Source organism: Planococcus plakortidis, from assembly GCF_001687605.2.
Classification (GTDB): domain Bacteria; phylum Bacillota; class Bacilli; order Bacillales_A; family Planococcaceae; genus Planococcus; species Planococcus plakortidis.
Genome location: NZ_CP016539.2, coordinates 400,336 through 420,516, shown reverse-complemented (window position 1 = coordinate 420,516; position 20,181 = coordinate 400,336). Strand labels below are relative to the sequence as shown.

Genomic DNA, 20,181 nt, shown 5'->3' with positions numbered 1-20,181 from the left:
GAAAACAGTTTAGCACCCACCATCCAATAATGGAACCTTTTTGGAACTTTTTTTACAAAAATATTAATATGTTATAATATATTCACTTTGTACAGCGAGGAGTTTTTTATGTGCGAATCGGTTACGCGAGAGCTATTGAAGAAGATATAGAGTGCCAAAAACAGCGGACCCTCTTTGAAGAGTTCGGCTGCGATGTAATCCATATAGAACCCCATAGTTCCCCGAAACAACGGCAGGAGCTCGAGCGGATGATCGAAGCCGTGGGGCCTGGAGACCGCATCATCGTAATGAACCTCCACGTCCTTGCCGATTCAACCCGCCAATTGGTGGACCTGGTTGAGGCGCTCGAAGAAAAGACCGCTTTCCTCCATGCCGTTAAAGAAAACATCGATACCGCGAAAGGCACGTCGTTTTCATTTTTGGAAATCGCGAAATCCATCGCTGAATTCCAGAGCGATTCCATCAGCGCGAAGACCAAAGCAGGCTTATCGGAAGCCAAGCAAAAAGGCGTGCACGCCGGTCGCCCGCGCAAGCCCGATGCCAACGTCAAAAAAGCGATCGAGATGTATAAAAGCAAATCCTATAGCTTGGCCGAGATCAAGGAACAGACTGGCATCAGCAAATCCACTCTGTATCGTTATTTGGAGAATTAAAAAAGAGCGCCGAGGCGCTCTTTTTCTATTGTCCCACTCTCAATTCTTCTTTCATGGGCGGTTTGGCCAGGATGGAGGCGGCGATCGCTAAAGCCGGGATGATGAGCAGGAAGTTTAATGCTTCATCGTACCCGCCAAGGAAATCGTAAAACAAGCCGAACGGCAAAGGCCCTAAGGCAGAACCGATGACCATGACCGCCATGGCGATGCCATTGATGCTGCCGATATAACGGCGCCCATAATAATTGGGCCAGACAATGCTTAATGTGACCCGTTCGATCCCCGACACGATTCCCCAGACGACGCCGAACAGGATCGCAAGCGACAGCACCGTCGCTTGCTGGAGCAGCAATATGAAAATGATCTCCCCTGCAAACAAGGCCACCAGCATCCAGCGCACTTCGATTTTATCCAGCAAATAGCCGGCTAAAAACGTGACCGGGAAACCGACGACCGCCATCAAGCTGAGCACGGTCGCTGCAGCTTCAGGCGTCAGCGATTGTTGTGAGAAAATCGACACCAAATGGAAAGTGATGCCCGTGTTTACCAAGGCAGGCGTCGCCACGCAAAACAGCAACAGCCAAAAGGCACGTGTTTTCTGCGCTTCTTTCACGGTCCAGCTAATATCTGCCGATAAGCTCTTCCCTGCGGTCTCCCCCGCGCGAACCACTTCCCCATCAGGACGCAAGCCGATATCTTCCGGCCTGTTGCGGATCAGCAACAACGCGAGCGGCGTGAAAATGACCAGCACGGACGCGCCAAGCAGCAGCCACGCCATGCGCCACCCGAAGGTCTCGATCAGCCATACATTAAGCAATGGAAAAACAGCAGAGCCGACCATCGCCCCGAGTGCTGCGAGGCTGAGCGCGCGCCCCCTTTTGGCGATGAACCATTGCGGCACGAGCGACTTCGGCGTGAGCGACATCGAACCTTGCCCGAGCAGGCGGATGAAGAAAAAGCCGACGAATAGCATGAAGGTATTGGCGATTAAACCGTTAAACAAACAGGCGAGCCCCAGCAAACTGGAGATGAGGGCCGCCATCTTGCGCGCTCCCTGGCTATCGAACAGCCTGCCGACCATAAAGATCAGGAACCCTGCGAGCAATGTAGCGGCAGAGTAAATCCCCGACACGGTCGAGCGGCTCCATCCGAACTCTTCGATGTAGTAATCGATGAAAATGGCATTGGAAAAGGTTTGGCCGGGTCCCGAAAAGAAATACGACAACGCCGAAATCGCGACGATCACCCAGCCGTAATAAAACGGCGTATGTATTGGCGCAGCCTGTTTCATTTTGTTCTCCTTCCTGCCTGCTACAGCAAAAAGGGCTCCACCCGGGAGCCCTTTTTCTTATTTTACGATCAATACCGGGCAGTTCGCGCGTTTGACCACTTTATGGCTGACGCTGCCGAGCACCATTTCCTGCAGGGAATTCAAGCCCCGGCTGCCGATCACGAGCATGTCGAACGCTTCTTTATTGGCAAAATCGACAATTGTCGGGCCTGGTGTCCCGTGAAGGATCTCCACGCGGTATTTGATGCTTTCCGATGCAATCGCTTCTTCGACTGGCTGTAATTTCTTGCGGCGCTGGAAATCAAGCTCCGCGGAACTGCCGCTGTGCAGCACATCATTTTTCGCATTGTCATGATCCGCCACAAACACGATCGTGATCTGCGAATCGCCGGATCCTTTGGCTATTTTCACAGCTTCCTTAGCTGCACGGAGTGAATGGTCGGAACCATCCACAGCGAGTAGGATTTTCTTGTACATTTCTTAGCACCCCCCTTTGACGAATCGGTAATTTGGCGTTTCTCCCCAAATTTCAAGATGCACGCTCTACGGCCCCTTCCCCGAATCATTCCGGATTGGGATGTCTCGAGGACAATACCTTTATCTTCCACGCTAAAATCGAATTTGTCCAGAATTTTCTTGCTTTATCGTGATGCTACATAAAATTAACCCGGCTTCCATCTGATGAAAGCCGGGTTAATCCAATAATTCCATACGTTATTCGCTTTTCGTTTTCTGTCTCGACCGTTTGACCGGTGTTTCCTTGTCCCTTACATTCGTGAGCCAAGCCCGGTCTTGGTCCATCATTTTCTTTGCTGAATAAATCATCAGAAAAGTGATGAAAATGATCGGCAAGCCCATCAATCCTGAAATCACTTCAAGCGGCGCCAAGCCACCGATTCTCATGAGCACCAGTGAAATGGCGGTGATGATGCCGGCAACGAGAATGCGCAAAACTTTCGGCGGTTCATTTTTGCTCATGTCCAGCGTGCTCGTATAAGCCGCAATTGTATACGTCGTCGAATCGAGTGTCGTTGTCAGGAAAATAAGCGCAACGATGATGAAAATCACGATCGCCAAGCCTCCAAGCGGCAAGGTCGACAGGATTTCCGGAATGGCTGCCATGCGATTTTCCTTCACCATGTCCAAGATCGGCAGTTCCCCTGTCAAATAACGGTGGACGCCAAGCCCTCCGAGGACGCCTGTCGCGATCCATGACAATAGGGTCGGCGCCAATAGATAGGTCATGATCATCTCGCGGATGGTACGCCCTCTAGAGATGCGGGCCGCAAAGACCGAATGCAGCATCGCCCAAGTAGCGCTGTATGCAAACCAGAACACCGTATTGTTTTGCACATGCGACGCCGCGCCTTGGTAAACTGAATCTGTATTAAGAGAAAAACTCAAGTAATTCGTGAACAGCGAAGCGATGCTGTCCGAAAAATAATTCAAGATGAAGACACCAGGCCCTGCCAACAGGATGAATAGCGTGAAGGCGCCAGCCAAGTAGATATTGAATGTACTGAGCCGTTTGATGCCCTTCTCTACGCCAAGATATGCACTGACGGAAAACAGCGCGACCCATACGATCGTGACAATGAGCGTCAATCCGAACGTCACGTCTATGTTCAGCAATGCAGAAAGATTGTATGTGATGATCGGTGCGCCTAATCCCAGCGTCACGGCAGCACCTGTCAGGATGCTGAGCAGGAACAGGATATCCAATAAGCGCCCTGCCCAGCCATCTGTTAATTTATCGCCAAAAACCGGCCGTGCGGCTTCACTCATGCGCATCATCGGTTTTTTCTTGACGTGCAGCGTATAAGCCATTGCGGGGGCGATCATGACGAAAATCGCGAATACTTGGAAGCCCCATAAGAACATGCTGTAGGCATTGCCCATTAAAATCGATTCCGGTGAGCCTGCCTCCATGCCGGCCGGCGGATTGTTCGCCACCGATGTCCATTGCAACATCCCAGTGCGCATGATCGTGGAACCGAGCCCCATGGCGATTAAAATGGATGCATATTCGAACAATGTCAGCCGCGGCTTTTCCGCCGGGTCCCCGAGAACGATGTCACCGTATTTGGAATACGAGAAATACAGTGCTGCCCCAACCAGGATAATGCCATACCAGAGATAACCCCAGCTGAACACTTCCACGATTGTCGTAAAAATTCCATTTAGCAATTCCAGTGAACGGCTTTCATAAAGCGCGAGCGGAACGCTGATGGCGATGATGATGATCAAAGCCGGAAGAAAAATCCGGTAATCGATCAAGCCTTTCTTGTTCATCAAATCCCCCTCAATAAATTTAGTCCTTTTCTTGCCTTCCCTGCAACCCCAGTTGTTAAGCATAAAAAAAGAAAAAACTACAAAGAAATGTAGTTTTTTCAGCAAAAGGCAAGAAAATTACAATTACCCAATCAACACCCAGTATAACGAAGCTTTTTTTGGCACACAAGTGTAGCAGGCCAGTCCTCTCAATCATGCCCGTGGGCCCATGAAATGCGCGGGTCGATCTGGCGCGACATCCGGACCATGACGGGCTGAAAACCCATCCGCGGCCAGAAATAGGAAGCCATTTGGTTTGGCGTATGCCAGTCGGCAAAAATGTAATCATAGCCTTCTTTCTTCAATTCGGAGAAGCAATGGTTTGCCAATGCGCGGCCGATGCCTCGGCCTCGCATATCCGGGTTGGTCGAAGCAGCCGGCAGCTCCACGCAATTTTCGGGAGTCACCAAACTGAAAGGGTCCTCCTTGCGGAAATACACATGGAAACCTGCGGGCTGTTCGCCTTGGATAGCGAGCCATAGATAGGCTTCTTCGTCTTCCGTCAATGCCACATAGCTTTTCTGGACATTCTCCATGGTTTCCCTGGTAATTGGATGCCATGACGGGGCAGCTGCCTGATGGATGCTGTTCCATACCGCCATTTTCCTCAGAAGCGGTGCATCCGCTTTAGCACCGCGGCGGAATTCGAGTTCCGGCAGCGAACCGTTTTTCGGTTCGTAATCATCCAACGACAGGATGGCGTATTTCTGCTCGAAAGCGAATCCTTGATCGAGCCATTGCTCGAACACCATTTCATCTCCGAGCGGTGCCATCAGCACGTGGTGGAAATAGCCATGCTTGACCCATTCCGCTCCGGCATCCGCATATAATAAGCGCAGCAAGCGCGGATGTTCATGCTCGCTGATGGCAATCGATTCATAATCCATCCACACATAACGGCCGCGATGGGCTTCTTCCTTGAATTCATAAATCAGGTATCCGATCACATCAATGCCGCGGACAGCGACCACTCCGCTGACATAAGGGCGCTCGAGCAATTTGCGGATGACAACCTCCGCCTCATCGATCTCCTCGAACTTATCCGGCAGATACGGAAAAATCTTCCGCTCCCTTGCCTGGCGTTTCGAAAGCAAGGCAGCCATTTGGCGGATATGCTTTTCTTCTACACTGATGATTTGGATCACATTCCATCACTCCCTTGTTTGAAGTTTCACCTCAAGCATCGAATACTGACCGTTGCGAACAGTGTCGCCGAACTCTACGGGCAGCGGTTCAACAAAAATCGGGCCGTCCACCAATGTGGTATGGAATTCCCCTTCCTCTCCGCAGGCATCGATGCCGAGCGACTCCAGTTCTTCAATCAGCTCGCGGGTGAAAACACGCCCAAGAAATTCCTCCCCGACACGCGCAGTATCAACCACTGTAATGACGGCTTTGAACTCTTCTTCGACCAGCTCTTCCAACAGTGACCGCCGGGCTTCTTGCCACAGCGGATGCAAGACATCAAGCCCTGCCTTTCCGCTGACTTTCACGACCCAATCCAGATGGTCCTGCAGGTCAATATCACCGTAAACGCCCATTTCGATGCCTTGTTCTTTGAAATTCTGCAAATGACGGATGAATTCCTCTTCGTAGCCTGACCAGTCGGCCTGGCCGATCACCAACGGCAAGCCCATCCGTTCCGCTTGCGCTTCCAAGACCTGTTTTTTCAGTCCGTGAGATTTCGAACGTTCCCCGTCCTCTTCAAACATGGTAAACAATGCGGCGGGCACATGCCCTTGCTGAACGGCACGGTAATAGGCCAAAGCGGAGTCCTTGCCGCCGCTCCATGATGTAATAAACGATTTCTGCATACTGCACCTCTTCTGTGATTTCTTGTGTCTTGCTATTAATAGTCTTAATGAAAGAGTAGAAGGCGGCGACTCCTGCGGGAGCAGTGACGGAGCACAGCGACGGAGCGACATGAGTCTTGAGACCCCACAGGGAGCATAGCGACCGAGGAGGCTCAAGCCATGCCCTGGCAGCTGGCAGCGCGACGTCCTGTCGCGCCAGCTGCATGACCCACATCCTGTGGGCCCGAAAGCGTCCGCCTGGAGCGATTTAATCACTCTCGTTCCCTCTACTTCTATTTCCTGCCGTAAAACTCCTTGTTCCACAAAAAAACAGCCGGGAAACTCCCGGCTGCTTGCATTATTTTCCTACCATATTCTCCGGGCGCACCCATTCGTCGAATTGCTCCGCCGTCAAATGGCCGCTCTTGACTGCTGATTCTTTCAGCGTCGTGCCTTCGTTATGTGCTTGCTTGGCAATCGCTGCCGCTTTTTCGTAACCGATATGCGGGTTGAGAGACGTGACAAGCATCAAGGAATTCTTCACGTGGTTTTCGATGACGTCCAAATTCGCTTCGATGCCGATTGCGCAGTTATCGTTGAAGGAAACGAGTGAATCCGTCATCAGGCGCACCGATTGCAGGAAGTTGTACGCAATGACCGGCTTGAAGACGTTCAATTCAAAGTTTCCTTGGCTCGCTGCAAATCCGATCGCTGCGTCGTTGCCCATGACCTGAGCCGCTACCATCGTCAAGGCTTCGCTTTGTGTCGGGTTGACTTTCCCTGGCATGATCGAGCTGCCTGGCTCGTTTGCCGGAATCGTGATCTCGCCGATGCCGCTGCGTGGCCCGCTCGCGAGCCAGCGCACGTCGTTCGCGATTTTCATTGCATCTGCCGCAAGCGCTTTGACCGCCCCGTGTGTATAGACCATTTCATCATGGCTTGTCAGTGCATGGAATTTGTTTTCCGCTGAAGTGAATTCCGTACCGACCGCTTCTGAGATGAATTCCGCAACATAGCCGCCGAATTTCGGGTCTGCGTTGATGCCCGTTCCGACCGCTGTCCCGCCGATCGCAAGTTCACGCATATGCTCAACGCTTTCCTTGATCATGCGTTCGCTCTTCTCCAGCATATGGCGCCAGCCGCTGATTTCTTGGCCGAGCGTAAGCGGTGTAGCATCTTGCAAATGCGTACGCCCGATTTTGATGACCTCGTCGAATTTCTTCGCTTTTTCATCCAAAGTCGCTTTCAATTTCTGGACCGCAGGGATCAATTGCTCCGTCACAGCCAAAACGCCGGCAACGTGCATCGCTGTCGGATATGTATCATTTGAGCTTTGGGACATATTGACATCATCGTTCGGGTGAAGCTTTTCGTCCGAACCTTGTTCCGCCAGGATTTCATTACCGCGGCGTGCCAATACTTCGTTCATGTTCATATTGGATTGCGTGCCGCTTCCTGTCTGCCAAACGACGAGCGGGAAATGGTCGTTCCATTTGCCTTCGATCACTTCGTTCGCAGCTGTTTCGATAGCGCGCATTTTCGCATCGGACATCTTGCCGAGCTTGTGGTTCGCTTTCGCTGTCGCTTTTTTCAATTGAGCAAATGCCATGACCACTTCATGGGGCATACGTTCCGTGCCGATGGCAAAGTTTTGGACACTGCGCTGGGTTTGCGCGCCCCACATTTTGTCAGCTTCAACTTGAATTTCACCGATCGTGTCTTTTTCTGTACGATACTGCATTCCATTCACTCCAATTCTTAGTCTTTAACTAGCTTCTCTTCTATTAAACACATTCCACCCGGAAAAAGCGACCCTCACCGCTAAAATTCCCCAGGTTTGCTCGAGAAGAACGCTTCGATGATCGCTTCATCCGAATGCGGGATATGTTCCCCTTTGATGATCTGCGCGCCGTTTATGCAACCGCTCGACAACAGGATAATGTCTTCGGGGCCGCTTTCTTCGAGCGCTTTTTCCACTGCCTGCTTGCGCGTCGGCGCCTTCAGCACTTTTTGCATATACGGAACGCTGAAGCCTTTGATCACTTCCGAAACCACTTCTTCTGGATCGTTGTACCCCGGATGGTCGACTGTCACGACCAAGACATCCGCTTTTCCTTCAGACGCTTTCGCCATTTTCGGCATCTTCGCGAAATCCCGGATGCCGATTCCGGCGATGAGTGCGATCAAACGGCGATGGGGCAATTTACGGGCTTCGGTCAATACCGCATCGATGGCGACTGGAGTATGCGCATAATCAAGGATAATGGTCCTTTCCTCAGGCCCCTTGATCACTTGGAAGCGCCCTTCCACTTGGGGCATCTTCGGCAGAGCCTCGATGATGCGGTCTATCGAATGCCCTGCGTGCAATGCCGCCCCAATCGCTGCAGTCAAATTCGCAGCATTGTAATCGCCGAACAACGGTGCTTCGATGATCCGGGCATCGCCTCTATAATTCAATTCAAAACGCATCCCCTGTGCAGAGGCGCTGTAATTCCCCCAAATGAGGTCAGCCCCGCTCGATGGGTCCTGGCTATAGCTCAATACCGGATAATCCGCCACCGCCAATATGCCCTCACTTAATCCGGGATCGTCCAGATTGACGACTGCCGATTTCGCGCGCTCGAACAATTTCAGTTTGGACTCCCGGTAATGTTCGAAAGTCTTATGATATTCCAGATGTTCCTCGGATAGATTCGTATGGATGGCTACATCGAAAACGATCCCTCCCACCCGCTGCTGATCCAGTGCGGTCGAGGACACTTCCATGGCCACTGCCTTCGTGCCGGCATCGACCAGCAGAGAGAAAATCTGGTGGATGTCTGAGGCGATCGGCGTTGTCGGCGTGCTTTTCTCAAAAGGCACTTTGCCTTCAGCCGTTTCGACGCCTGTCGTGCCGATAAATCCACATGGTGTGCCGAGCAGGTTAAATAAATTTCGGGCATAGGTCGCAGTCGTGGTCTTGCCGTTCGTTCCCGTCACGCCGATTTTAAATAGCTCTTTCTGCGGCGAACCGAAAAAGAAATCCGCCATATGCGCAAGGGCATTGCGCACATCCCCCACGAGCACAAAGCTGACAGCCGGATGGCGCTTTGCTTGCTGTGACAGAATCTCTTCGTTGGAGCCGATGATTGCCCGCGCACCGTTTCCGATGGCAGGCTCTATGTATAAATGTCCGTCCGTATTCTCCCCGATGACGCAAAAGAATGCCGAACCGTCCCGTGCAGCCGAGGAATTGTAGACAATCGACTCGATGTCGACAGACTCTGACCCAAAGGTTTTCAATATGCGTATCCCAGGGATTCGTGCAAAGTGCAACTTCATATCGTAACTCCTCTTGAAGATAAATTTATGTGAATTTCTGATAATTTTACAGGAAAGCGCTTTATTGTTCCACAGTTCGAGACGCTTTTTTAAAAATTACCACTCAACTAAGAGGTTTGGCAAATTGCAATGCATGGAAGCCTTTGACCATTTGGAAACCGATCCCAACGTACCCTTCTTTTAGCAGCTCTTTCTGTTTTTGCAGATCGTCGATCGGTGCCGTGATTTGATTGCCGTAATCCGGATTCGGCTGCTCAAGATCTTTCACCAGGATATAACGTTCCAATCCATCGTACTTTGTTTTCAGCGCAGCGATATACATCTGCTGCGTAAATTTATCTTTCAAGCTCGGAATATTCATCGGCGCCACTGTACAGGCCACATAACGGAATTTCTTCTCCAGCTTCTTCAATTCCTCCATGACCACTTGGGCCAATTTTTGCTGAAGGCGGTTTCCCCGGTAATCGGGAGCTACCGCCGAAATTTCCTGGTAGATCATATTGCCGAGTTCACCTTCCGAGAGCCCGATATCGCGCCCGAGATGCTCTTCATCAATTTCAGGGACGAGTAACGCCCTAAAAGCCACCAGCTCCCCTTCCGCGAAAGCTCCGACAATCAACCCGTTATGGTTCAAAATAAACAAGAATTCTTCGGTCGACAACGGCTGCAATGTATTTTTCTCTGGCAGCGAGTCGATGACCGTTTGCTGAACACGTTCGATCTCAGGCAAATCCTCTAGGTACAGGCGCTTCATATACATTGGCACCTGCTTGTGCACGCGCACATTGGTCAGTGTACCTTCATATAGATGGTCTTTCAAAGCCCATTCCCCCTCATCTCTTTTCTACTATCAGGATACCATGTTCGCTATCCACCGTCTTTAAGTTTTTTCAATTAACTGTAAAATTGAAACTATTTACCGACCCGTGCCAAAAAAGCCTCGATTTCCTTTGGTGTACGGAGGATATACACCTGTTTTTCAGGATACTTCATCATAAATTCTTCTATTAAATGATGTTGAAATTTTTGCCGGTCGTGATAAGTCGTCACTATAAACTTCAAGAATTCATAATCCAGCTTTTCAGGGCATTCCGGTGCCATGTCCGGCCTTGTCTTTTTATGATATTGAATACGCCTTTTCAACACACGCCATAAACAGCGCCAAAGCGGCAGCTGCAATTGGATCAACGTATCGCAAGACGGCAAGCGGATATCGATGGTGCTATTATAGTTCCCCTCGATGATCCAACACGGCTCATTCGCGAGCTCCTGCTGCATGCAGCGAAATTCTTTTTTATCTCTTTCAACCCATCCCGGCGTCCAATAATACGCATCCAAATGATGCACAGGCAACTCCAGCGTTTCCCCTAAACGTCTTGCAAACCTTGATTTGCCCGCTCCTGCCGATACACCAATGACCATAATCCGTTGCATGGATTCCTCTCCCCTCCCTCTTCAATCAACCATACCGAATGCCCTTAGAAAGAGCCACCCAAACTTAATCCTTGCATTCGGGAGAGTACCGTGCTATTCTAAGGAAGAATTATTTTTGTTCGATGGCTTTTCATTAAGTATCAGATTTTATCTGAAGGATTTGAGCAAGGATAGTAATACAATGTATGCATCAGCATACGAGGAGGAAACACACATGGAACAAGGTAAAGTAAAATGGTTTAACTCAGAAAAAGGATTCGGCTTCATCGAGCGCGAAGGCGGAGACGACGTATTCGTACACTTCTCAGCTATCCAAAGCGAAGGATTCAAAACTCTTGACGAAGGTCAAGAAGTTACTTTTGACATCGAGCAAGGCCAACGCGGTCTTCAAGCTACTAACGTAGTAAAAGCTTAATTAACCTTAAACTTTCAATGGGCCCTTCTTCGGAAGGGCCCATTTTTTATTGTCTAAAAATATATAGATGCACTGGAGCGGATTCTTAAGGTGGAGATAGTGAGTGTTTGTGCTTGGAAATGTTCCGGCGTATTGATTTATGAGTCGCTTTAACATTCGCCGCCCGGCTTTGGGTTGGCCTTTGGCAACAAGCCAGGAAAAGCACCTGTCTTAGTGCGTCGGCTCACCCCCTTACGCTCGGCGGCTGTGAGATTCCATTGATTCGAGTGCGTTTAGTCAGTTCTGCTTCTGTAACTAGTTGCCGCCTAGCGGGGAAATCGCTTCCCGAGATGAGGCATCTGATCATGAAGTGTTTAAGTAAAGAATTATTGTTGGTAGATTAGAAGAGCCATGAGCTATCAAGCCTCAAGCTCTTTCACATTTTATATTCTATGGTTGAAGAAATTATCCACTACTCTAAAATTAGAGACGGAGTGGAAGGGGCCGACTCCGGGAGGATCAGCGAGACAATTGAGACCCTGCAAGCGAATCTGCCAAAGGTATTGAGCATATTCGTTTGCGAAGCTCGAACATCGTGAGAGTTGAGCAGGCGGGTTTTTGCGAAGCGACGAAGCGGCTCAATGAATGAATGAGCGAGGTGGACCGAGTCCATTCATTTGCGACGCATCTGCATGCAGATGTGGGAGCACAAGGGTTTAGCCCTCCGGAAAGCGTGCCCCTGCAACGCAGTCGAATAGTACAAGCTTTCTCCACTCACTTCCCTTCCGTATTTTATCAGTTACAAAGAAAAAAGCTGCCCAATGGCAGCTTTTTTTAATTCATGATGAAATACAATTGGAAGACTAGGAAAATGATCGCGACCAGAAGGAGCGTTCCGACCACTACGCTCATGGCCAGTTTTTTTCCGTCCATCGACTCACCCTCTCAGTTTTTTCTCGCGTTCAATGGCTTTCACTATATCATACGCGCCTTCACCGGTATTTGACAATACAGTTGCGATCGTTTTTTGCTGCGGGTAATAACCGGAGTGGAAACTGACACCGGGATCGTATCCCATTACGTGATACTTCACCACGTTCCCGCCTTCCCGGTCAATCCATACACCATAACCGTACGCATCTTCCCCTTCTTCCGCATGGACCGTCAGCAGGCGGTTTTTCATGTCTTCAGGCAATAAAGCCCCGTCCATCAGCCGGTTCCAGAACTTCGCCATATCCCCTGCCGTGACGAATGCCCCGCCGTCCGCTCCCCCGCGAACAGGAATCGAGTATTGATTCGTGCGCCATGAATTCCCTTCATCGATATATCCATAAGCCGTGTTTTTCGGCAGACGGTCCAGGCGGAAATAACCGGAGTCCGACATATCCGCTTTCGCCAGCACTTCCCGCTCGACGTAATCGGCGAACTCTTCACCTGTCACTTGCTCGATGACCAGGCCGAGTGCAATATAGCCTGCATTATTGTAGCGGAAACGCACACCCGGTTCCTCGACAGGCGGCAAATCGCGGAACAACGGCACAAAGTCTGCCGGCGTCTGCATTCGGTACATCGGGATTTCCTGCCACAATTGTTCGTAATCCCCCATCGTTTCCTCATCGAAGTAATCAGGAAGGCCCGACGTATGGCAAAGCAATTGATGAACCGTGGCGTTGAAATTCGGGAAAGTCTTCGGCAAAAGCTCTGACAGCTTGGCGGATAGCTCGAGCTTGCCTTGCGCCACCAATTGCAACACCGCTACGGCCGTAAAGATCTTGCTGCCGGACGCGATGCCGAAGCGGCTGTCGACGGCAATCGGCCGTTCGTCTGCCCGATTCGCAAACCCTTTGGCAAGTGCCCAGTTTTCATTGCCGGCCATATGGGCAGTGCCTGAAAAGGCAGTGGATTCCATTGAATCGGAAACCGGATTGTCTGCTTGTTTCTGGACCATATGCCCTTCCCCATCGATTTGGATCATCCGCCCGTCCATAAGTTCAATTGCGATCGGATGGGTTTCGCTTTTCAGTTTGGAGAAGAACCATGTCCGCTTCGGCGGCACCAGCACAAAAAAATGAGGATCTTTCCCGAGGAAATTCAGTGTTGCCGGGTCGATGCCTTTATTGCCGCGCACCGGGATCTCCATCGATTCCAGCGCTTCCCCAATTTCCTTGACGTGTGGCGTGACGATGCCGACTTCGCTGATATCAAGCAGCGAATCGATCGTGAAGTCATCCATGATGTCGACGTGCCGGCGCCCGATGAACTCGACGATGTTGCCGGCAGGATCCTGGAAATAGAACGCATCGGAATTGAAATTCGCGTAATAAATTTCGTCCATGCCTTCCTGGCGGTTCAATTCGACGCGTGCACGGGCCCAGAATTTTGCCAAACTGAACTGGTTGCCCGGAATATTGATTGCATAATGATAAAAAGACGAACGATCCGACTGGCGGAATTCCAAAACAGACGTGCCGATCGAAAGCGCAAAGCTTGTTTCGTCTTCCTCGACAATACGGAAGCCTAGCTGATACTCGTAGAAGCCTTTCATTTCATCCAAACGGTTTGTGTACAGTGTCACTTTCTTGAACATGTCCTCACCTCTACATTCAGCATACCGAAAATGCACAGAATTTTCCTCTTTTTCACCGCGTCCAAAGGCGACTTCTTGACCAAAAGGAAAAAGCGAATGCAGCAAGTGCATCCGCTTATCGCAATCGACAATCGAGACGGACCATGTCGCGGCATTGAAGCCCGTTTTCGAAAATCGGTTCTTCGTAATGGCGGGTAAAAAAATCCCGGTCGATCGATTTCATGCGGAACCCGCATTTCTGGTAGAGCGCCAATTGTGCCAAACTTGAATTTCCGGTGCCGATTTCAGCAACCGAAAATCCGAGATTTTTCGCCTCTTCGAGCGCCGCAAACACCAAGCGCTTGCCAAGCCCTTTGCCGCGCTCTGGCTCAGCGAGTGCAATGTTTTTGATTTCAGTGGTATCCGGATCCAGCGCAACCAGGACAAACACCCCTATGACAGCGCCTTGCCGTTCTGCGATAAAGCAATGGCCATCCGCACAATAGCCACGGACCAGTTGCTCAGACGGATCCGCTTCCAGCAACAGGCCGATCGGCAATTCCTCACGAGCTCCCAATTTCCGGATGTTCATTAGTTCCGCTCTTTGAATCCTTGATCGAGCAAATAATCTTCTGCATCGTCGAACGTGCCGAAGCTTTCTTCAAGGTTTTTTCCTGTGTAGATATTCCAGAACGGTTCCTCGTAGACAAGGTCGAGTTTCTCGCCTTCTCTATTGGTCCACCGCTTGTCATAAGGCGGTTCCGGTTCCCGGCCCAAATAATCGATCGAGTCGGCGATGATGCTGCGCAGCTGGCTCGCTGAAAAATCGCGGATATTGACCAAGCCGCGGCTGTCGGCTTCGTATTGCGGCAAATCACCGACAAAGACAAAGCCATTGCCGTTCGGGTGAAGATGATAGACGACGTTCTTCTTATCGTAGAGGCTTTCTTCAAATTGGAAATTGACGCGTTTCATCGATACTTCCTTGCGTGTCAGTTCCGGAAACGCTTCGATCACTTCTAGTTTTTGTTCAAATGTCAGCACTGGACATCCCCATTTCTTCTTTGGATTTCTGGCTTCAGTATAACACGCATAGGGCATGCTTCGCCGTTTGCGAAATAATAGAAAAAGGGCCGCCCTTAAGGCAGCCCAAAACTCATTTTTTCTTTTTCAAACCGAATGGCCACCAAGCGCCGCCCGCAAACGAGACGGTAACCGCCGGCACAAGCAGCGGCAAGACGATCAAGCCGTAAAGCAGCAACCCGGTGATGACGATGGCAGCGATCTGCATCAGGCTGAGGACTCCCGATGGCAGCATCGCACCGAATGTCCCGGCGAGCAAGATGGCGGCCGTAATGATGACGGTTCCCATCTTGGCCATCGACCGGTGCATCGCTTTCGAGAAGTCTTCAGCCGTCAAGGCTTCTTCCCGGTACCGGTCAAGCAGGAAGATCGAGTAATCGATGCCGAGTGAGACGAGCATGACGAAGCCGAAGAACGGCACGGCCCACGTGATGCCATCATAGCCGAGCCATCCGACGAAGATCAATTCGGTGATGGCGATCGAGCTGTAATAAGTCAATAGAAGTGACGCAATCATATAGAGCGGCATAATGAAGGAACGCAGCAGCACCGCCAAGACGATAAACAAACTGACGAGCATGATGCTCACCGTACGTGTAAAGTCGCTTTCCGAAATATCCTTCAAGTCGCTATTGATGCTCGGCACGCCGCCGTATGCGATGTCCACGTCTTCAAGAGGTGTGCCGTTGATGCTTCTTTCGGCCGCTTCTTTCAAGTTCGTGACGATGTCGATCGCTTCCGGGGAATACGGGTCTTCTTCGAGCACGATTTCCATTAATATGCCTTCCCCATCCGCAAACGCATACTGTTCAAGCAACGGTTCGAACTCTTCTTCTTGCAACGCGCCTTCAGGAAGATAAATGCCTGTGCCGCGCACAGCTTCGCTATCGCTGATGCCTGTGAGCGTCCCGGCAATTTCCGTCAAGCCATCACTGATTTCTGTAAGGCCTTCCGCGGAAGCGCCGACGCCTTGCGCAAGTTCCCCGAGGCCAGCAGCTAATTCATCGTACTGGCCAGCGCCGCCGTTCAAGCCTTGTTCGATTTCTGAAAGCCCGGCATTCACTTGCGCGAGCGCACCGACCGTCTGTTCAATATTGCCGGTCTGCTGGAGGCCGCCTGAAATCTGTTCAAGCTGCCCGTTCACTTGCGACAAGCCTGCAGCTGCCTCGCGAAGGCCAGCGCCTCCTGCCTGTCCACTGATCGTTTCCAGGTTCGTTTCAATTTCACCAAGGCCGGACTGGACTTCGCCAATTCCGGCATTCGCTTCTTCAAGCCCTTCTGCAATAAGGCCCAGCTGATGATCGACGAAAAATTCATCAATCACCGAACCGGTAGGGCGTGTAATGGCACGAACCATGTCGACACCTTCAACTTTTTCCATATCCTGCGCCAAAGCATCCAGATACGGGATCGTTTCTTCTGCCGTCAGGTTTTCTTCGCCTTTGATGACGACTTGCACCGGCATCGTATTGCCTGCACCGAATGCCGATTCAATGGCATCGAGGCCTTTCACCGATTCATAATCCGAACTGATTTCGTCTACTGTATTAAATGAAAGGTCATTATTATAGGAGAACAACAAAGGAACGGTGATAGCCGCCACAAGCAGCATCGACCAAAGTGGACGGTTAACGGACAATTTGCCGATCCAAATCCACAATTTGCTGTCTTTATGTGAAGCTGAGCCCTTGCTTGGCCAGAACAGCTTGTCTTTTAGCACCGCCATAAAAAACGGCATGACGGTAAACAGCACGACAAGGAGGACGGCGATGCCGACTGCGACAGCAACGGCCGATTTGAAAATCGGGAATTCCGCAAAGCCGATAGCCGCAAATGCGATAAAACCGGAGAATCCACTGATGAACAAAGTCTTCCCTGCCGTCCGGTACGTATTCAGAATCGCTTCTTGCACATCTTTTCCTTCTGTCAGTTCTTCTTTATAACGGCTGAGCAGCAAGATGCAGTAATCGGTCCCGAGACCGAACAGAATCGCCACCAGGAAAATCTGCGTATAATTCGATACCGGGAAGCCGAACCAATCGATGAAAAACGCCACGAGCGATTGACTGAGCAAATAGCTGAGCCCTACCGCCACGAGCGGGATGATCGGCGTGATAAACGAACGGAACACCGCCAGCAGCAAGCCGAAAATCAACACTACCGTGATGATCTCGGTTTTCTTCAGGCCTTCCTGCGCGCTCGTGTTGACGTCTTGGTTGATGATGGCTTCTCCCGTCAAGTACACCGTCAAATCATCCGGCACGATCGTTTCACGGATTTCATCGGCGAGCGCCACGACTTCCTCATCATTGCCTTCGACCGATACCGGCAGCAAGACCGTCCGACGGTCTTCTGCAACCAATTGTTCTTCCAATTCTTCACTTTCGAATGGATCCAATACCGCAGTTACCGGATCGCCGAGCGCTTCGATTTCCGTTCTTAAGTCTGCGATCCGTTGTCTGCCCGCTTCATCCAGTTCCGATTCCAGTTCAATGACCAGTGAAATCGTCTGCCCTGAAACATCCGCCGATTCCAGGATCGTCGCTGCACGCTGCGAATCCGCTTGTTCGGATAATTGGAACGACCCTGCTTCTTCGGCCTGTTCCGTTAAATTCGGCGCCAATAGAAACAAGGCCGCGGTCAGTGCTATGATCCCGATCATGATTGGCCATCTTAATTTCAATACTGTCTGCATCCCTTACACCCCATCCGTTTTCATGATTGTGCTCAGTTTCCTGAAAATCGCCAGGAATTGTTCGATTTCCCGGTCATTGACTTGTTCCGACATCAGCTTTTCCACATACTCCGCGAGTATCCTATCCGACTCATCGAGGACCGCTTTTCCGGCATCGGTCAATTCAAGCAGTTTTTCACGCCGGTCCGCTGTCTGGACCACTCGGATCAATTCTTTTTGCATCAGTTTTTTCGTGCGGTTCGAGACCGCACTCTTATGGACGCCTTGCAGTACGGCGAGCCTCGCCGATGTAATTCGCCCTTCCTTGCCGATCAGTTTCAGCGCCTGGATCTGTTCAGGGGAAAACTCTTCCCATAACGGGTTGTCCACTGAACGGATGACCCGCTCCGTCCCGTAGAACAGGACTTCCTGAAATAATTCGACCGCTTCTTTAATGCGCATATCCATAAATGGTTGACCCCCTCAACTAATACCAATAGTTTAGGGGGTCAACCATTTTACGTCAAGTAATTAGCAAGAAAAAAACCCGCAACCGAAGCTGCGGGTTCCATTTTATACATCGCGTGTAGCAGTCGAGCGGATTTCCTGGCGCCTTGCGTAAATATTCTTGACGATGGTCTTCACGACCGCATAGAACGGAATCGCCAGGATGATGCCCCAGATGCCCGCAATATTCCCGGCTGCCAGGATCAGTGTGATGACAGTCAGCGGGTGGACGTCGAGCGCATTGCCCATGACGTTCGGGGTGATGAAATTGCTTTCGATCTGCTGGGCGACCAGCATGATGATGGCGACGTAAACCGCCATGATCGGATCCTGCACTAATGCGATCAGCATTGCCGGGATGACGGCGATATATGGTCCGAGGAACGGGATGACATTCGTCGCCATGCCGATCAACGCCAACAATAGCGCATAATCCAAGTCGATGATCAAATAACCGATCAACAACATCACCCCGACCAAGAAGCTGACAAAAAGCTGGCCCTGGATGTATGAGCGCAAGGTATGGTCAATATCTTTCAAGGTCTTGATGACCCATAGCTTGCGCTGCCCGCTGAAGAAGCCGGAGATGAACGGCACGAATTTCCGGTGGTCGATCAATAGGTAAATCAAGAAGAAAGGCACGAGCACGAGCGTGATGACGCCTGAGATGAAGCTCGTGAGGAACGACACGACCCATCCGCCGATATCGCCGATGCGGTCACCGATTTGCCCGCTCATATCGTTAATTTGCTCTTCCAACGAATCCGGCAAGCGTTCACGCTGGGCAAGCAAATACTGTGTATACTCCTCTACGTCATTGATAATGCCCGGCGCATTGTCGACAAGCGAATTGACTTGCTTGGTCACCATTGGCCCAACCATTGCGAACAATAGATAAAAGACCAGGATAATCATAAGGACAATGATCAGGATGGCCGACCATTTCGGGAATTTACGTTTCTCCAAAAAGTACAGCAACGGCCGCGTCAGATAGAACAAGACGCCTCCCAACAGCAGCGGCACGAAAATCGTTCCCGCAATGATGAACAGCGGGTCGAATATCCCCTGGACTTCGATGAATAGGCGAATGATGACCAAGGTGAGGATAATGCCGACGCCCGCCTGGAACCATAATTTATTTGTCACCTCTTACACTTCCTTTCTTCCATGTGTATACCCAGTTTATCATGATTATATGGTATTATATGTTTTTGTATAGCGTGAACTTTTTCAAGCAATGCACGTCTTATGATTGTGGATATGAGAATGAATAGAATTTGGAGGATACATACAGATGGAACAATTATGGCTTACAATCAAGTTCTTGCTGCTCGGGCTATTCCAGGGGCTCACCGAACCGATCCCGATTTCTTCAAGCGGCCATTTGCTGATTGCACAATACTTTCTCGATGTTGAAATCGAGGGAAGCACTTCGACTTTCGCGCTGCTCGTCAATAGCGCGTCCCTGCTCGCCGTCTTGATCATTTACCGCGAAGACATCCAACGGCTGGTGATCAACGGCTTGAAATTCTTCAAAGAAAAAACGCCGGAAACGCGGCGCGATTTCATGTTTGTCGTTTATTTGGTCGTTGCGACCATTCCGGCGGGCATCATCGGCGTGTTGTTCCAAGATACGATCGATGATTACCTGTCGACGGTCGTCACCGTCGGGGTTACGCTGATTGTCACCGGCCTCGCTTTGTGGCTGATCCGCAATATGCGCGGACAGCGTAAAGACGGCAATATGACAATGAAAGACGCCTTGATCATCGGCGGCGCACAAGCCGTCGCATTGATCCCCGGCATCAGCCGAAGCGGCGCCACGATCGTTGCCGCCATGGCACGGGGCATCAACCAAGAGACGGCATTGCGCTTCTCGTTCCTGTTGTTCATCCCGATCAGCTTGGGCGGGGCTGTACTGAGCATCACCGACATCGTCAATGATGATAATCTCTCGACGATGGCCCTGCCGTACATCATGGCGTTTGTGGGTTCACTGGTTGCGTCGTACTTCTCTCTGAAATGGTTCATGAACATCATGGCAAAAGGCCAGCTGAAGTATTTCGCGATCTACTGCTTTGTCGTCGGCCCGCTCGTCGTGCTCGCCTGGTTCTTGTTGAACTAATTAAAAATC

At 50.8% G+C, this 20,181-nt stretch carries 18 protein-coding genes; 3 read left to right on the top strand and 15 right to left on the bottom strand.

Annotated elements, in window-relative coordinates; translation table 11 throughout:
* The first annotated feature begins 110 nt into the window (after window positions 1-110).
* Window positions 111-653, top strand: a complete 543-nt coding sequence (locus BBI15_RS02235; protein WP_068871866.1) for a recombinase family protein — start codon at window positions 111-113, stop codon at window positions 651-653.
* 25 nt (window positions 654-678) lie between these two features.
* Here BBI15_RS02235 and BBI15_RS02230 read toward each other — a convergent pair whose 3' ends face one another.
* From BBI15_RS02230 to BBI15_RS02190, 9 genes are all read right to left on the bottom strand, one after another.
* Window positions 679-1,944: an MFS transporter gene (locus BBI15_RS02230; RefSeq protein WP_068871864.1), complete on the bottom strand. Its 1,266-nt coding sequence runs from the start codon at window positions 1,942-1,944 to the stop codon at window positions 679-681.
* Window positions 1,945-2,001: 57 nt separating this feature from the next.
* On the bottom strand, window positions 2,002-2,421 hold the full coding sequence (locus BBI15_RS02225) for a universal stress protein (RefSeq protein ID WP_068871862.1): 420 nt from the start codon (window positions 2,419-2,421) through the stop codon (window positions 2,002-2,004).
* A 237-nt stretch (window positions 2,422-2,658) separates the two neighbouring features.
* Window positions 2,659-4,236 carry a BCCT family transporter gene (locus tag BBI15_RS02220; protein ID WP_068871861.1) on the bottom strand — a complete coding sequence of 526 codons (1,578 nt, stop codon included), beginning with the start codon at window positions 4,234-4,236 and terminating at the stop codon, window positions 2,659-2,661.
* Window positions 4,237-4,424: 188 nt separating this feature from the next.
* A complete protein-coding gene (locus BBI15_RS02215; RefSeq protein WP_068871859.1) occupies window positions 4,425-5,420 on the bottom strand; it encodes a GNAT family N-acetyltransferase in 996 nt (331 codons plus the stop codon).
* A 6-nt stretch (window positions 5,421-5,426) separates the two neighbouring features.
* Window positions 5,427-6,089, bottom strand: a complete 663-nt coding sequence (locus BBI15_RS02210) for a Dph6-related ATP pyrophosphatase (RefSeq protein ID WP_068871857.1) — start codon at window positions 6,087-6,089, stop codon at window positions 5,427-5,429.
* 337 nt (window positions 6,090-6,426) lie between these two features.
* Window positions 6,427-7,809: a class II fumarate hydratase gene (fumC, locus tag BBI15_RS02205; protein WP_068871856.1), complete on the bottom strand. Its 1,383-nt coding sequence runs from the start codon at window positions 7,807-7,809 to the stop codon at window positions 6,427-6,429.
* 80 nt (window positions 7,810-7,889) lie between these two features.
* The gene (locus BBI15_RS02200) at window positions 7,890-9,389 is read right to left on the bottom strand and encodes a UDP-N-acetylmuramoyl-L-alanyl-D-glutamate--2,6-diaminopimelate ligase (protein WP_068871855.1); all 1,500 of its coding nucleotides are present in this window, start codon (window positions 9,387-9,389) and stop codon (window positions 7,890-7,892) included.
* 103 nt (window positions 9,390-9,492) lie between these two features.
* Entirely contained in the window at window positions 9,493-10,149 is a 657-nt protein-coding gene (locus tag BBI15_RS02195) for a GNAT family protein (protein WP_068872669.1), read from the bottom strand.
* Between the two features lie 152 nt (window positions 10,150-10,301).
* The gene (locus BBI15_RS02190; RefSeq protein WP_068871853.1) at window positions 10,302-10,823 is read right to left on the bottom strand and encodes a P-loop NTPase family protein; all 522 of its coding nucleotides are present in this window, start codon (window positions 10,821-10,823) and stop codon (window positions 10,302-10,304) included.
* Between the two features lie 214 nt (window positions 10,824-11,037).
* On the opposite strand from BBI15_RS02190, the gene BBI15_RS02185 reads away from it, so the two are divergent.
* Window positions 11,038-11,238: a cold-shock protein gene (locus BBI15_RS02185; RefSeq protein ID WP_068872668.1), complete on the top strand. Its 201-nt coding sequence runs from the start codon at window positions 11,038-11,040 to the stop codon at window positions 11,236-11,238.
* Between the two features lie 916 nt (window positions 11,239-12,154).
* Here BBI15_RS02185 and BBI15_RS16360 read toward each other — a convergent pair.
* The 6 genes from BBI15_RS16360 to BBI15_RS02155 form a co-directional block, all read right to left on the bottom strand.
* Window positions 12,155-13,804, bottom strand: coding sequence for a serine hydrolase (locus tag BBI15_RS16360; RefSeq protein WP_157101610.1), 1,650 nt, complete (start codon window positions 13,802-13,804; stop codon window positions 12,155-12,157).
* 115 nt (window positions 13,805-13,919) lie between these two features.
* Window positions 13,920-14,375: a GNAT family N-acetyltransferase gene (locus BBI15_RS02175; RefSeq protein ID WP_068871852.1), complete on the bottom strand. Its 456-nt coding sequence runs from the start codon at window positions 14,373-14,375 to the stop codon at window positions 13,920-13,922.
* A complete protein-coding gene (locus BBI15_RS02170) occupies window positions 14,375-14,827 on the bottom strand; it encodes a hypothetical protein (RefSeq protein WP_068871850.1) in 453 nt (150 codons plus the stop codon). The genes BBI15_RS02175 and BBI15_RS02170 overlap by 1 nt, the downstream gene beginning before the upstream one ends.
* Window positions 14,828-14,939: 112 nt before the next feature.
* A complete protein-coding gene (locus BBI15_RS02165) occupies window positions 14,940-17,561 on the bottom strand; it encodes an MMPL family transporter (protein WP_068871848.1) in 2,622 nt (873 codons plus the stop codon).
* Window positions 17,562-17,564: 3 nt separating this feature from the next.
* Window positions 17,565-18,008, bottom strand: a complete 444-nt coding sequence (locus BBI15_RS02160) for a MarR family winged helix-turn-helix transcriptional regulator (RefSeq protein ID WP_068871847.1) — start codon at window positions 18,006-18,008, stop codon at window positions 17,565-17,567.
* A gap of 105 nt (window positions 18,009-18,113) precedes the next feature.
* Window positions 18,114-19,193: an AI-2E family transporter gene (locus BBI15_RS02155; RefSeq protein ID WP_068871845.1), complete on the bottom strand. Its 1,080-nt coding sequence runs from the start codon at window positions 19,191-19,193 to the stop codon at window positions 18,114-18,116.
* 148 nt (window positions 19,194-19,341) lie between these two features.
* On the opposite strand from BBI15_RS02155, the gene BBI15_RS02150 reads away from it, so the two are divergent.
* Complete coding sequence (locus tag BBI15_RS02150) at window positions 19,342-20,172, top strand: undecaprenyl-diphosphate phosphatase (RefSeq protein WP_068871843.1); 831 nt, start codon at window positions 19,342-19,344, stop codon at window positions 20,170-20,172.
* The last annotated feature ends 9 nt before the right edge of the window (window positions 20,173-20,181 follow it).